A 14652-nucleotide genomic window follows, 5' to 3' on the forward strand; every position below is an offset into this window, starting at 1 on the left:
GCGTTTTGAAAAGCCAGCCAATGCCTCGACCGCAGGATCGACGACAAACACAGGATGATTGCAGAGATCAATGCTTGGCAGCAGCAGAGAAACGCGCAAAGGGCACAAATCCAATGGATGTTCACCACCGAAAAAGCCCGTGAAAAACTCCACAAGGCCTATCCAGTCAAAGAGTCATAATCTCTGCGGAGGGGTACTTGAAGAAGCACGACCCGGTTGATCCGTCTCTGGCCGCGTCCGTCGAGGCCCTTTGCCGCGATGCACATAAGGATCACGACTGGAGGGCCGGCCGGGGTCCTCGCAGGCTCAGCAACCGAAAACTCGAGAACATCGAGCGGTGGCTGGAGTTGCCAATGCGCACCCCGCCATCCATTCCCCTCGAAGACGTCGATTGGGAAGTCGGTCCATGGCTGTCATCCTGGGAGATCTCGCTGCCGCCCGATCGGCCGCGTTATTTTCACCATGACAACTTATGCGGCAGAACCTGGCTGCTTTCGGGAGAGGAGCCATTAGGCGACATGGACGATGATGACGAGTTTCCAGCTTATGAAGAGCACGACAATACGGCGGAAATCGCCAAAAATCTGGTCGCCTGCTGGCCCAATCCGCCGAAAGAGATTGCGGCTACGGTCGGCGTTACCCTGCGACAACTCCAATGGTTTCTCTCGGAACGCTCCTCCCTGGACAGAACGGCCCGCTACGACCTTTCACGCCTGTTGGGCGTCGCGTATGACGAGCGGATGGGCGGCTACACTCCTTCGGGACCTTACGTCCTGATCGCCAGAAAAGCACAGGCGCTCGACGCGATCTATCAGGAGATTTCCGGCGCTGGTGATGCTTGTCCTTGTGAACTCGTTCCCGCGCAGGGAGAGGCAGATCCGAGCTGGCGATACGTCTTGATCAATGCATATGGAACGCCGCCGACCGTTGTCATGGCGCGCCGTGGCGAGGCAATCGCGGAGCGCCTTCCCGACCTGATCATGAACTACGAGGGCATTCGGCCGGTCTCCCCTACTTTTTACCGGGATGTGGTCACCACCTGCGCCCGCGCCTGCCAAACCCCTCAAGCGAATGTCCGGGAGATGACAGAATTCGCGAAACGGTATGAACGGCACTGGATTGATTGCGCGTGGCTACCGGATTGAATTTTCTGGTAGCACGTGAGCTCTGATGTTTGAGCGCGTTCGAACATACCAGCCTGGTTTCTTTGCACCCCTCCTTCCATAGGGAAAATGGAAGGTGCCGCTTTAACTCATCGTTTTCCGCGACCGTACAGCTCGATGTCAGCGACGGCGTCAGTCTTCCTTGCCTGGATGTTATCGCCATTTCCGTCAGCAAGGCGCTTTTGTGGCATACGGTCGAGGCCCGGTCTGGCAATCGAATCTACGACCTGGCCTGCCTTGGAGAAGAGGCAGCCCGGCTAGCGGCTGATCTCTACAGCTTCTTGAACCATCACCTCTTCGAATTGATCGGCTCAGACGTCGGTCATTTGAGCGAGGTGGACACGAGACTACAGTCTGTTGTCGAGGGTAGCCCGCAGGCAATATTTAGCGCAAGCCGACCTTTCCCATGCGATTTGGGGCGTTAGAGTCAATCACTCTTCTGAAACGGCCGTCTCCTCCTAAATAACGAGGTCTAATGAAAGATCCCAACGGGGCCCGTGGATCGACTTCTCCGCCCGCGTCGGTTTCTGGTTCGGCTCCCAGCGGCAGCCATTGTGCGCTCCTTCCAGACAGGAGGAGCTCGCCGGTAAATTCTTCAGGAGGCGGATGCGATCTTCACGTTTCCGCCATGTCCGCCTCCCCCAAAGACCCGGTGTTCGCCGAATGCGGAGCGGATCTGCCCATGAGGGCCGGGCAGGCCTATTTCGGGGAAGAGCAACTCGCAAACCCGGTAGGCTTCTTCCAGGTGCGGATAGCCGGAGGCGATGACGGTATCGATCCCGAGCTCCTGATATTCCCGGAGACGTTCCGCGATGGTCTTCGGAGATCCGACCAGTGCGGTCCCCGCACCCGTGCGGACGAGACCAATCCCCGCCCAGAGATTGGGAGAGACTTCGAGCTTTTCGCGGCGTCCCTGATGCAGGGCGACCATGCGCGCCTGGCCGACCGAATCCGAGCTCTTCGCGAACACTTCCTGCGCTGCGGCAATCGTTTCGTCGGAAAGCTTGGAAATCAGCCGGTCGGCCGCGGCCCAGGCCTCTTCATCGGTCTCGCGAACGATGAAGTGAAGACGGATGCCGAAGCTGACGTGCTTGCCCTTCGCCGCGGCGGCCTGGCGGACCTTGGCAATCTTCTCTGCCACTTGCGCCGGCGGTTCGCCCCAGGTCAGGTACTTGTCGGTGATACCGCCGGAAAACGCAATTGCAGCGTCGGACGATCCGCCGAAATAGAGCGGAGGGCGCGGTTCCTGTATAGGCGGCAGGCCAAGTCTCGCATCGATGGCCTTGATATACTTGCCGTCGAGGTTGGCCTTTCCGGTCTCGACCAGCGAGTTGAACACCTGGAAGAACTCGCCCGCATGATCGTAGCGTTCGTCATGCGGCAGGAAAATGCCGTCACCGGCGAGCTCCTGGGCACTGCCGCCGACCACGATGTTAATCAGCAGGCGGCCATTGGAAACGCGGTCGAGCGTCGCGGCAAGGCGCGCATAATAAGCCGGCGATGCCGTACCCGGCCGAATGGCCACCAGAAATTTCAGTCGCTCGGTATGGGCGGCGAGATCGGCGGCCAGAATGAAGGATTCTTCGCACGCCGCCCCCGTTGGGATAAGCACGCCGGAATATCCCAGCCGGTCGGCAGCCTTCGCGATTTCGCGGAAATAGGCGGGATCCGCCGGGCGGCTGAGATCGTCCGACCCCAGATACGCACCGTCACCGGACGAAGGGATGAACCAAAGAAAGTCGAGAGGCCTATCGATTACCGTCATTCCCATTCCTGTCAAAAGCGGCAGAACCGTTACAGATTTTCTCGATATTATTAAATTCTATAGTTTTCATAAGCAATTTTCTTCCAACTATCGTGCGGCTTTCGAAAAGATCGGTTCTCTTGCGGCGGTCTTAGTGACCGAAGTGATCAGTAAGTGTCTGTCTGATACGGTTCGCACCGAACACGGCGTGTTCGGTGACCTGGGGCAGACCCATCAGTTCACCAGAGGTTCCTCGGCCAAGGGGCCGGCAATGAGCACATTAGACACGGCTTCACTCCCTCGAGAGATCGAATGTGCTTTACCATTGCAGGCGATACCGAGCCACGTCGGGCAGGGCTGCAGGAGGCCGGCGACGCTAAGGTCGCGTAAAAAGTCCTGGCTCTCGAGAATAGCGCCATGCCCCGGCCCTGTTGTCACGACGATGGCCTCGACCATGATTTCCCGACTATCTCGCCTGTGCCGTTGTCGTAGGCTCACCTTGAAGCTGGAGCCGGTTCTCTCAACCGCCGCTACTGAAGCGGCGAGGATCTCAAGTTTGCCGCTGGAGAGCTCATCATTGATGACATCCTCCACCTGCGGCGGATGCGGAAGCGGTGGACGTCCCAGAACGGCCTGACATGGCGGGCGATCGGCCGGCGTTCGGCCATCGGCAAAGCGGCCCACACTTCTTGTCCCTGCAAGCGAACAGCATCGAGCACACAGTGCCAGGACAGTCCCTTGGCCTCAGCCTTCCTGTCCGCTGTGCGCACGTGCCGCAAGAGGCGGCTCGCCGTCATTGCGGGTTCCGTCACGAGATCGCCCAGCGCCTCCTGTCCGGCCGGCTGTGCCCGCGCGAACGAAGACCGCGCCGAGAGATGGATGATGTGGCCATAACGTCCGCGACGCTTCAGCGATGCCACGACGTCTGCCCGGTCCGTCCGTTCCCGATAATCAGCACATGGTCGGTCGCCGCGATGGGGCCAGCGCACCAGCGACCGTGACATCCATGACGAGTTTGCCGTCTCCGCGCAACGGCACGAGGACGTGGGCAAAGCCGGCGGCGGATGGCTGACGGCAAGGACCAGGAAATCGGCTCGAATCTCGGATCAGTCGGCAGCCTGCAAGCGATATTCCTGACCGTCTCGGCCAACTGTCTGGATTGTGGCTCGGCAGTGCACGATCCGACCCTCTGCGATCAAGGGGCGCAGTCGGGCAGCCACATAGTCACCGAAAACGGAACGCCAGGGATAAGGCAGGCCATCTCGACCGATCAGTCTTTCGTCGGCAACCTCGGTCGAACACTCTGCGAGCAGTTCAGGAAATCGTCGGGTCGCTCCGGAAAGAGTGTCATCTTACCTGCGGAGACGTTTATCCGGTGCGCAGGGTCGTTTGTACCATAGGCCAGACCCGTCACCGATATCAGAGCGCCAAGGCGATCTCATTCGGATCTCCACAGAATTCGATAGGTAATCTGAAAATCAGAGGGCGCCATGCCGCGGGGGCAGGATGCCATTCAGATAGAAGTTTCCGATATGGTGATATTTCCAGCGCACCGGATCATGCAGGGAATGCGTGCGGGCATTACGCCAAAAGCGGTCGAGCCCATAGCCTTCGAGCGTCGAGCGCGCACCACCGAACTCGATAAGCTTGGTGGCGGCAAGCTGTGCCACTTCCGTCCCGAGCGCCTTAACCTCCGCGACAGCAACGGATGCCTGCGCTACGCTCGCCGCCGTCGGTTCTGCGATGGCGCGGTCGATGATCCGCCCCGCCCTTTTGAGCAGCGCGTCGGCCGCATGCACTCTGATCGCGACGTCGCCGACGCCATGTATGGTGTGCGGATCCTCATAACCGTGCTCGATCGTCAGTTCAAAAAATGGCCGTGCATGGGCACGAACGTAGGAAATCGTCTCCGCGAGCGCCCCGCGCGCGATGCCGACTTGCACAGCAGCATGGATTATCTGCGCAAAAGGACCCATCGGCGTCGGCTGTTCGAAGCTTCCATCATGGTCAACGATCTGAAACGGCGCCACCTCGACGTCGTCGAAGGTGACGGTCCCGCTCCCTGTCGAACGCTGCCCGAAGGACGACCAGTCGTCGACGAAGCCGAGCCCCGGAGCAGCCCGGTCCATGAAGACCAAATGGACGCGGCCATTCGGTCCCTTCGCCACAGCGACGACGATATGGGCGAACAGTGAGCCGGTCGCGTAAAACTTCTGGCCGTTCAGATAGAGTTTTCCGTCGCGCTCGGCGAAATGCGTCTTAAAGTCGACCGGCGTCTTCGTGCCGATCTCTGTGAAGGCGTTGCCAAGACGGTCACCCTGCAGCACGCCCCGGAAATAGTGCTGCTTCTGCTCCTCGCTGCCGGTCAGTCGCAGCGCCTCTACCATGTAGAAATGATTTTGCGGGATCTGCCCGATTGAAGAGTCCGCAGCCGAGATGATGGCGGTGACCTCGGCCAGCGTCACCGCAGAGACGCCGGCGCCGCCATATTCCTTCGGGATGGTGATTGCCCAGAGACCGCTTTGCGAGAAGCGGTCGATCTCCGCAAGCGGAAGGCGTCGTTCGCGGTCGCGCTGAGCGGCACCGACCGCGAATTCAAGCGCAAGGTCCGTCGCGATCTGGATGGCCTCCGCATCATCGCGGATGACATGGGCCAGGCCCCCGCGCGCGGCTATGCGCGGCGCGGGACGGCCGGCGGTGAGCGCTGCATCCCGGTGCAGCTTGCGATCATTTGTGCTCATCTTGGGGTCAGTTCCAGGCGTGGCGCGGCGGGTGGACGCGGTTCAGATAATAATTGCCGACATGGTAGAACTTCCAGCGCACTGGATCATGCAGCGTATGGACGCGGGCATTGCGCCAGTGGCGGTCAAGTCCGTGCTCGGCGAGGGKCGAGCGGGTTCCTGCAAGTTCGAACAGCTTGTTCGTTGACAGGATCGCAATCTCCGTCGTCAGAACCTTGGACTCGCCTGTCTTGATCGTTGCTTCCGAGACCGTCTCCAGCGTCGGATTGGCGCGCGCCACATCGATGGCGTGCCCGGCGATCTCTAGCAGCGCTTCGGCCGCATGCAGCTTGATCTTCAGGTCGCCGATCTGGGCAATGGTGAAGAGGTCTTCGCCGGCGGTCGCCTTGCCGCTGTCGATCCAAGGCCGGCTATACTTGCTGACGAACTCGATCGTATCGTCGATCGTGCCCCGGGCGATGCCGACATCGATCGCCGACTGGATGATCTGCGAGACAGGGCCGCCGACTGTCGGATGGTCGAAAGAGGTGACCTTCAGCGCCCGAGCCTTAGGCACGCGCACGTTTTCGATCTTAACCGAACCCGACGCGGTGGTGCGCTGACCGAAGCTCGACCAGTTGTTGGTGACGGTGAGACCGGGGGCGTCGCGGTCGGCAAAGACGAGATAGCCCTGGCCAGTCTCGTCGACGCCGACGATCGGCACGATATGGGCAAGGAGCGCGCCAGTCGTGTAGAATTTCTCTCCGTTGACGACCACGTCGTCGCCATCATGAACGACCTTGGTCTCGAAATCGGCGACGGTCTTGCTCTTCAGTTCGGAGAAGGCGTTGCCGTAACGGATCCCTTCGAGCGCCCAGCCGAAGAACAGTTTCTTCTGCCCTTCCGTGCCGTCGAGATCGACGGTCGCGACGATCGCCAGATGGTTCTGAGTGATCTGCGCGATGGCCGGATCGGCCGCAGCGATGATGGCGATCACCTTTGCGAGCGTGGCATAGGAGACTTCCGGACCGCCATAAGCTTTCGGCACGTTGATGCTCCAGAGACCGCTTTGCGAATACGCGTCGAGCTCGGCGATCGGAAGCAGTCCCTCCCGGTCACGCAGCGCCGCCCCGACCTTGAAGCTCGCGGCCAGCTTCTCGGCTATCTGGATAGCCTCCTCTTCGCTCCTGATCACATGCGCCGGCTTGACCGGGCGCGGACGGGGCGACAATGGGTCTGTTGAATTGACGCGCGGATGGACGCTGTGATCAATCTTGGTCTCGGTGATGCTTCCCATAAGGAAAAACCTCGTCGGTTAAGGACCTCAGCTGGCATTGGCCAGCGTAATTGCCTGGTTGCGTTTGAAGGATTCGATGTCGCGGTAACGGTCGGCCGGATGGGCCTTGGGCAAATGGGGTCCCTCGCCGAACAGCTTCTCCCGCAGCGTTCCGGGGCGATAGCCGGTCGGATAGACCCCGCGCTTCTGTAGTTCCGGCACCAGATAGCCGACGATATCCTCAAAGGTCTCGGGAGTTACGGCATAGGCGAGGTTGAAGCCGTCAACGTCGGTCTCCTCAACCCAGGCCTGCAGCTCGTCGGCTATGGTGGAGGGCGATCCCACGACCACCGGTCCCATACCGCCGATACCGCCCCATTCGGCGAGCTCCCTGATCGTCCAGCGCTTATTCGGATCGCCTTCCGAAAGGCTCTCGATCGCCGAGTGGATGGCGTTGGTCTCGACCTTGCGCACGAGGTCGTCCGGTGCGTAGCGCGAAAAGTCGACGCCTGTCCAGCCGGACATGAAAACCAGCGAGCCATCATAGGAAACGTAATCGAGATAGTCGCGGAATTTGGCGCGCGCCTTCTCGTCGGTTTCGTCCACGATGACGGTCATCAGATTGTAGATGCGGAACTTCGACGCATCGCGCCCGACGGTCGCCGCCCGCAGCCGGACATCACGCACATAGTTCTTCAGAATGGTCCTGGTCTGTGCCGCAACGAAGACGCATTCTGCATGCTCCGCCGCGAATTGCTTGCCCGGCCCGGAAGCACCGGCCTGATAGAGCACCGGGGTACGCTGCGGCGACGGCTCGGTCAGGGCGTAGCCCGGCACTTCGAAGAAGCGGCCCTTATGGCCGATCTCGTGCACCTTCGACGGATCGGTAAAGATGCGTTTCTCGCGGTCGCGCAGTACGGCACCTTCTTCCCAGGAACCCTCAAGGAGCTTGTAGATGACCTCGAGATATTCGCTCGCCACTTCGTAGCGGTTATCATGCGCACGCAATCCGCCTTGTCCAATGTTCTTGGCACCGCTCTCCAGATAGGAGGTCACGATATTCCAGCCGACGCGCCCCTTTGTCAGGTGGTCGGCGGTGGCCAGACGCCGTGCGAAGGGATAGGGGTGCTCAAACGAGATCGAGGCGGTGATGCCGATGCCGAGATGTTCGGTGGCTAGCGCAATCGGGACCGCGAGTTGGATCGGATCATTAACCGGAATCTGCGCCGCCTGTTGGATGGCGTGGTAGTTGTTGCCCTTGTAGACGTCGTAGTAGCCGATCACGTCAGCGATGAAGATGCCATCGAAGACCCCCTTTTCGAGCGTCCTCGCAAGACCTTGCCAGTAGTCCAGATCCTTGTATTTCCAGGATCTGTCCCGGGGATGCGCCCAAAGCCCGGGCGACTGGTGACCCACGCAGTTCATGTCGAAGGCGTTGAAATGTATCTGCTTGGTCATTCCTCGATCCCATCCGAATTTCAGGCTTGGCCCCGAAGCATCCAGACACTGCACATATTTAACAGTTATTATATGTTTTTTATAGACTATTTCGTGGAATTTTTTTCTCGGAGTTTGATGGGCAGTGAATGGCTCTCGTCTCGGTTATCGCGCTGATCGGCCTTATTTGACAGCATCCGCTCGTGCGTCGCCACTTCGGCTCTAGCCGCTCGAAGCGTCGCGCCGAAAAGAAATTCTATGTTTTTTGTGTACTTTAAATTCCTGTTGGTTAACGGCAGGAGTTATCTGGCGAATGATCCCCCAAAGGCCGACGCGGGTGCCACACGGAATACCGCTCCGTGGTCATTCCTGCGGCCCGCACCATCGCAACCGAGGATCAATTCATGTCCGACCCCATCATCGACCAAGCATATCGCCGCCGCACGGTCTTGAAGACCATGCTGGCATCAGGAGCGCTTCCTCTTCTCTCATCGGGCGTCTTGTCCTCCGCCCTGGCCGCAGGCAATCGGTTCGCCGGACACACCCTCAATCTCCTGATCATTCAGCCGCATGTCGTCACAGGCAAGAAGATCTCCGAGGATTTCGAGAAGCTTACGGGTGCGAGGGTCAACGTAACCGCCGTTCCCTACGACCAGGTCAGCGTCAAGGCGACCCTCGACTTTCAATCTGGAGCCGGTGAATTCGACGTCATCGACTATTTCTATACCTACAAGGGCCAGTTGGCCGAGGACGGCGTGATCGAGGACGTCACTGACTTGATCGAGAAAGACAAGGCGGAAATCCAACCCGACGACTTCATCCAGACGATCTATGACCAGTACACGCTGCATGAAGGCCGTCGCTATGGCCTGCCTTATGACGGCGACAGCCACCTTCTGTTCTACAACAAGGAACTCTTCGATCGTTATGGCCTCAAGCCAGCAACGACCTGGGACGAATACAATGAAAACGCCAAGATCATCACCGACGCGGAATCCAAGAACGGTATCTACGGTGCTGCAGTCCTGGGCGCGAAGATCCCGGTGATCATCCTGTCGACCTATGCCAACCGCCTCACCGGCTTTGGCGGCAACTTCCTGAAAGCAGACGGCACCTCGGCCCTCGACAGCGCCGAAGCCGTGGAGGCGCTGAAGTCGCTCCTCGCATCCGCACCGCATGCATTGCCGACGCCGCTCGAGACGCGCTTCGAGGAAGGTCTACCCGCCTTCCTCAGCGGTAAGGCCGCCCAGATCGACTTTKGGACTGACCTCGGCGGCTACGCCCAGGATCCCAAGGGCTCGAAGATCGTCGACAAGTGGGGCGTCACCCGCATTCCAGTCGGTGGCGCCAACAAGACACCGCGTCTTGCCTTCAACGCCGGTTTCGGCTTCGCAATCACCAGCGGGTCGAAGAACAAGGACGTCGCCTGGGAACTGATCAAGCTCGCGACCAGCAAGGGCTACCACGAACAACTGCTCACGCTGACCGGCTCCGGTATCGATCCCGACCGTCACTCCGGCCTTAACTCCGAAAAGTTCAAGGCCTTCCAGCCGCTCGTCCAGCCGCTGCTGGCAGACGGTGCACTTGAAAACAGCCTCGCCTGGCCCACGGCCGTTTATGCCCCGAAGCTGGAAAACGCGCTGACCGATGAACTCTCCCTCGCCCTTGCCGGGACCAAAAGTGCCGAACAGGCGATCGCCGATGCCCATAAGTCCTGGACGAACATCATCGAAGCCAATGGCTGATCATTGAGCCCCGGCCCACCTGCGGACGTCGTACACCAGTCCCAAAGGCGTGGCTCGCGGCCGAGGGGGCACGCCTTTCCAGAGAAGAACGACGAAGACCACAGGCACGATGACATGACTGCGATCGATTTCCCCCCCGCTCGAAGACGCGCCGCCTCAACGACGGCAGATCACGGTATTTCGGCACACCGGGTCATCGGTTGGCTGTGGATCTCTCCGATCTTGCTCGGGCTCGCCTCGACCCTGGTCTATCCCACACTCTCTTGGTGGCCCTTGCGCTCAGCAAAAGCACGCTCGGGAAACCCTTCCGCAGCTTTGTCGGATTGCGACATGTGCGGGACGTCCTCCAGGATCCGCTGTTTGTGACCTCTCTGACCAAGAGCATCGCCTATGCTTTCATCACGGCGAGTACCCAGCTGGCTATCGGCTTTTTGATCGCCTTGCTCTTCAGCCAGCTCCTGAAGGCCGGACGGTTCCTGGTAAGCCTGATCCTGCTGCCGCTCATGACGCCGCCGGTGATGGTGGGAGTCGCATGGAAGTTGATCCTCGCGCCGGCCGGAGGGCTCCTGAACGGGGTGCTCCTGAACCTTGGCATTGTCGACGCGCCCGTAAGCTTCCTGGGCGATCCTGTCTTTGCCTGGTTCGCGATCGCGGTTGCCGATGTCTGGCAATGGACGCCCTTCGTCGTCATCCTTAGCTTCGCCGCCCTTTCGACCATTCCCGAAGGCGTCCACGAGGCATCGATCATTGATGGAGCATCACCTCTGCAACGCTTCTGGCACATCACGCTTCCGCTCGTGGCGGCGCCGCTCTCCTCAATCTATCTCCTGAAGCTCATTCTCTCCTTCAAGGTCTTCGACCTCGTCTATGTCCTGACGTTCGGCGGTCCGGGCTTTGCCACTACGACGACCGGCTTCTCCATCTATCGCCGCGCATTGGAACAGTTCGATGTCGCCCGCGCCGCCGCCGAGACCCTGATCTATAGTCTGGTAATTGGCGCAGTGCTCTGGCCCGTCATCCGCATTCACCAGCATCTCGAGAGGAAAGACGCATGAAGATCAACCGCTCCGACATTCTGCTCGTTGCCGCGACCGCGCCGATCTTCATCTTCTTCACTCTGCCGATCGCGTATCTCATCTCGGTTTCTTTCAAGACCAAAGACGACGTGCTGAGCGGGCACTTCCTGCCGACAAGCCCGACGCTCGACAATTGGCCGGCCGCCTTCGAGGCTGCCTGTCTTTCAGGATTCATAGCCAACTCCGTTGCCGTATCGCTGCTCGCCGGCGCCCTGACGTTGCTGCTCACCCTCCCCGCCGCCTACGCCGTGCTGCGACTCGGCATCGGTGGCAAGTGGCTCGGTGATCTCACTCTGTCGAGCTACATGGCGCCACCGATCGTGGCTCTGATTCCCCTGTTCTATCTTCTCAAGGCAACCGGGCTCCTCAACACGCATGCCGGACTTGTGATGCTCTACGGCTTTGCCAATATTCCCGTCGCCTTCTGGCTTCTCACGCCTTTTCTCCGGCGCATGCCGCTGGAGATTGAACAGGCGGCAGCAGTCGACGGAGCCGGCCCCTTCCGGATCCTTGTCCATATCGTCGTGCCGATCATTGTGCCAGGCATCGTGGCGACGCTGATCATTGTCTCGGTCCTCGCCTATAACGAGTTCCTCTTTGCCTCCGCCTTCACCTTTTCCGACGAGACGCGCACGCTTCCCGTCGGCATCTCGCTCTTCCAGGGGGATCGGCTGGTCAATTTCGGACAGATGGCGGCTGCTTCTCTCGCGGGCATCGCACCAGTCTATCTGGTGGCACTCTTCCTGCAGCGTTATCTCGTTGCAGGTCTTGCCCATGGCGGCCTCAAATGACGACTGGACACGGTGCAAGCACGAGAATTCCGAGGAGTGGGCGGGATTGTTCCTCCGAGCCGTCACCCTCGCTAGAGAAGCTCGGGCGCATCCATACCCGCCTCAGTCTTATGACAAAGGGAGTGAACTGCTTCGTCGCCAGATCCGAGGCGAGCATCTCGCATGCGTACCGGCGTGTTCTTTTCGCATACCTAAACCGCTTCCCGTGACAGTGATCCGCCCCCCGCGCAAGATCTCTTATTTAGCTTCGAACGAGTTCAGCAATATTGACCTCAAGCCCAACTTGATAGCCGCAAGATAGTTTCATAAGTCGGGGAGACCTGCCCATTTCTCGATTCGATAAGGCAGAAGTTAATATACCCGCCCCCCGCCGGAGGGGGTTTAAGGCGAGCTCCGCCTGCGTTCTGAGCTTCTGACCTGCTGGTGCGATGGGAAGATATTTCTCGTTCATCGACCCTCTACTCGAATTCCGGTTAGTCCTGCACTTCCCGATGCGAATTACAGATTCCTAATGCCATCCAATGATTCCGAGCTCAACAGCTTTCAATGCAGCAGCCATTCTGCTGCTGCAGTTTAGCTTTCGCATGGCATTCCTAAGATGAAAATTTACCGTGTGCTCCGATATGCTCAATGTCTTCCCGATCGCCCACGATGATTTACCTTTCGCAGTCCATGCGAGGCATGCTTTTTCGCGGTTTGAGATGGCTGGATATTCCGTGTTCATGGCCGAGTTTTGCATCGTGCGGTTCCTAGGTGGAGTCTTGAGCCGGCGAGAGGTTCGGAAGGGACAATGCGCTTGTCACCGTGATCGATCCCAAAGCGAGACTCAAGAACCGTGCCAAATCGTCAACTGTGGCGCCAAATGCGCTAGAACCTCAGTGGCGGGGCCGGTAAGTGTCAATAAAAATCGGTTTCGATGGCGAGATGAGCAATCTCTGAACCGACTCACGACAGCGACTGTCGGTTGAACCGGCCGCCTGACCAAAGTACCCCCTTAAAAAGGAGAGCCTTTCGTGTCGAAGGGCCGGATGTCGCAGCGAAAGCGCTGGCGATCTCGCAACAGCCGGCGGCCGTCATCATTCATATCACCGCCGCCAAGCCTGACGGGGCAGCCGCCGGCAACTGTTTAGGCAAGCCGAGGTTGGCATGGAGCGTCTCTTCTCCGCCTTCGGTGCGGATACACGCCCCGCTCCTGCAAAAGCGGCACGACCTTTCCGACGAATTCGTCAAAGCCGCCAGGAGGTAAATGCGGCGCGAAGACGAATCCATGCGCGCCATCGGCTGCTCCGGCTTTTGATAATGCAGATCATATTGGCTTATTCGTCAACGCCTCCGACATATGTTTGGCAGAGGCCGCATTTGGTTCACTTTGCCACGAACCTTGAGGTCTCTCACGCCGTGACGGCGCAAGAGACTTTTGCGGATCGTCAACTCCACGCATGCAGCGGGGGATTTTCGCCATTCAGGAAATATCTTCCAAGAATGGCGTATTTCCAGCGCACGGGGTCATGGAGCGTATGGGTGCGCGCATTGCGCCAATGGCGATCGAGGTTGTGCTCGGCGAGTGTTGAGCGAGTGCCTGCGAGTTCGAACAGCTTGTTGGTCGCAGCAATCGCGATTTCGGTCGATAGGATCTTGGCCTCGGCCGTGACGATCTGCGCTTCGGCGACCGTCTCCGCATTGGGGTTCAGTACGGCGCGGTCGATTGCATAGCCGGCTTTTTCCAAAAGCGCTTGCGCGGCATGCAGGCGCAGCGTCAGGTCGCCGACGGCCTGGATTGTATAGGGATCCTCCCAGGCATGATCCTGGCCGCTATCCACCCATGCCCGGCTCTTGGTGCGCACGAAGGCGACCGTCTCGTCAATGGCGGCCTGTGCGATACCGGTGTCGACGGCAACCTGGATGATCTGGAAGATCGCACCATCTGCGCTCGGCACTTCATAGCCCTTGTATCCAGGCACGAGATGGGTCTTCGGCACCTTGACGTTGTCGAGCAGCACGGTGCCGGACAGCGTCGTGCGCTGCCCGAACGAGGACCAGTCATCGATGACGGTGAGCCCCCGCGCATCCCGCTCGGCAATCGCATACCAGGCCCGCCCTTCGTCATCGAGCGCGACGATCGGCACAAGATGCGCGAGCAGAGCGCCGGAGGAATAGAACTTGCGCCCGTTGAYGACAACGTGGTCGCCGGCATCGCTGAAGCGCGTTTCGAAATCGACCGCCCGTTTGGAACCGAATTCCGAAAAAGCGTTGCCGAAACGGGTGCCTTTCAGCACCTCGGCAAACAGGAGTTTCTGCTGGGCGACATCCGATACAGTCCGGATGGCAGCGACGACCCCCAGATGGTTCTGGGCGATCTGACCGATCGATGAATCCGCCGCCGATATGATTTCGATGACCTTTGCAAGCGTGGCGTACGAAACCTCCGGGCCGCCGAAGGCCTTTGGCACATTGATCGACCATAGGCCGCTTTGCGAAAAGGCATCCAACTCGGCGACGGGCCAAATGCGTTCGCGATCGCGCTTGGCGGAGTCCTTCACGAATTCGGCCGCAAGCCGGCGGGCAACAGCGATTGCCTCGGCATCGTCCTTGATGACATGGGCGGGCTCAGCCGGACGAGGAACCGCCGGCACAGCCTTGACGGCATTTTCGGTATTGACCTGTGAGAGCGTCATGATGGATTCTCCTGGTTGACGATGG

12 protein-coding genes are annotated in these 14652 nt (G+C 59.5%); 4 read left to right on the top strand and 8 right to left on the bottom strand.

Annotated features, from left to right (window positions below; translation table 11 throughout):
• Window positions 1–197 precede the first annotated feature (197 nt).
• Window positions 198–1145: a hypothetical protein gene (locus QD461_RS33570; RefSeq protein WP_240535456.1), complete on the top strand. Its 948-nt coding sequence runs from the start codon at window positions 198–200 to the stop codon at window positions 1143–1145.
• Between the two features lie 613 nt (window positions 1146–1758).
• On the opposite strand, the gene ssuD is transcribed toward QD461_RS33570, so the two are convergent.
• From ssuD to QD461_RS33600, 6 genes are all read right to left on the bottom strand, one after another.
• Window positions 1759–2928 (bottom strand): FMNH2-dependent alkanesulfonate monooxygenase, encoded by a 1170-nt coding sequence (gene ssuD / locus QD461_RS33575; protein WP_004119972.1) that lies wholly within the window; start codon window positions 2926–2928, stop codon window positions 1759–1761.
• A gap of 213 nt (window positions 2929–3141) precedes the next feature.
• The gene (locus tag QD461_RS33580) at window positions 3142–3591 is read right to left on the bottom strand and encodes a hypothetical protein (RefSeq protein ID WP_135488289.1); all 450 of its coding nucleotides are present in this window, start codon (window positions 3589–3591) and stop codon (window positions 3142–3144) included.
• A gap of 586 nt (window positions 3592–4177) precedes the next feature.
• Window positions 4178–4321, bottom strand: coding sequence for an FAD/NAD(P)-binding protein (locus QD461_RS33585; RefSeq protein ID WP_157385366.1), 144 nt, complete (start codon window positions 4319–4321; stop codon window positions 4178–4180).
• A 64-nt stretch (window positions 4322–4385) separates the two neighbouring features.
• Window positions 4386–5648 (bottom strand): SfnB family sulfur acquisition oxidoreductase, encoded by a 1263-nt coding sequence (locus tag QD461_RS33590; protein WP_004119965.1) that lies wholly within the window; start codon window positions 5646–5648, stop codon window positions 4386–4388.
• Between the two features lie 7 nt (window positions 5649–5655).
• On the bottom strand, window positions 5656–6924 hold the full coding sequence (locus QD461_RS33595; RefSeq protein WP_414091308.1) for an SfnB family sulfur acquisition oxidoreductase: 1269 nt from the start codon (window positions 6922–6924) through the stop codon (window positions 5656–5658).
• A gap of 27 nt (window positions 6925–6951) precedes the next feature.
• Entirely contained in the window at window positions 6952–8361 is a 1410-nt protein-coding gene (locus QD461_RS33600) for an LLM class flavin-dependent oxidoreductase (protein WP_004119959.1), read from the bottom strand.
• Window positions 8362–8744: 383 nt separating this feature from the next.
• Between QD461_RS33600 and QD461_RS33605 the strand changes: the two genes are divergently transcribed.
• The 3 genes from QD461_RS33605 to QD461_RS33615 all read left to right on the top strand — a co-directional run bounded on the left by QD461_RS33605 (window position 8745) and on the right by QD461_RS33615 (window position 11952).
• On the top strand, window positions 8745–10085 hold the full coding sequence (locus QD461_RS33605; RefSeq protein ID WP_414091309.1) for an ABC transporter substrate-binding protein: 1341 nt from the start codon (window positions 8745–8747) through the stop codon (window positions 10083–10085).
• Window positions 10086–10447: 362 nt separating this feature from the next.
• Window positions 10448–11140, top strand: a complete 693-nt coding sequence (locus QD461_RS33610; protein ID WP_004119953.1) for a carbohydrate ABC transporter permease — start codon at window positions 10448–10450, stop codon at window positions 11138–11140.
• Window positions 11137–11952 (top strand): carbohydrate ABC transporter permease, encoded by an 816-nt coding sequence (locus QD461_RS33615; RefSeq protein ID WP_004119950.1) that lies wholly within the window; start codon window positions 11137–11139, stop codon window positions 11950–11952. The genes QD461_RS33610 and QD461_RS33615 overlap by 4 nt, the downstream gene beginning before the upstream one ends.
• A 508-nt stretch (window positions 11953–12460) precedes the next feature.
• On the opposite strand, the gene QD461_RS33620 is transcribed toward QD461_RS33615, so the two are convergent.
• Window positions 12461–12691 carry a response regulator transcription factor gene (locus QD461_RS33620; protein ID WP_004119948.1) on the bottom strand — a complete coding sequence of 77 codons (231 nt, stop codon included), beginning with the start codon at window positions 12689–12691 and terminating at the stop codon, window positions 12461–12463.
• A gap of 688 nt (window positions 12692–13379) precedes the next feature.
• Window positions 13380–14627 (bottom strand): SfnB family sulfur acquisition oxidoreductase, encoded by a 1248-nt coding sequence (locus tag QD461_RS33625; protein WP_414091310.1) that lies wholly within the window; start codon window positions 14625–14627, stop codon window positions 13380–13382.
• Window positions 14628–14652: the final 25 nt, after the last annotated feature.

This window comes from Rhizobium sp. BR 314, from assembly GCF_047445805.1.
GTDB classification, from domain to species: domain Bacteria; phylum Pseudomonadota; class Alphaproteobacteria; order Rhizobiales; family Rhizobiaceae; genus Rhizobium; species Rhizobium lusitanum_B.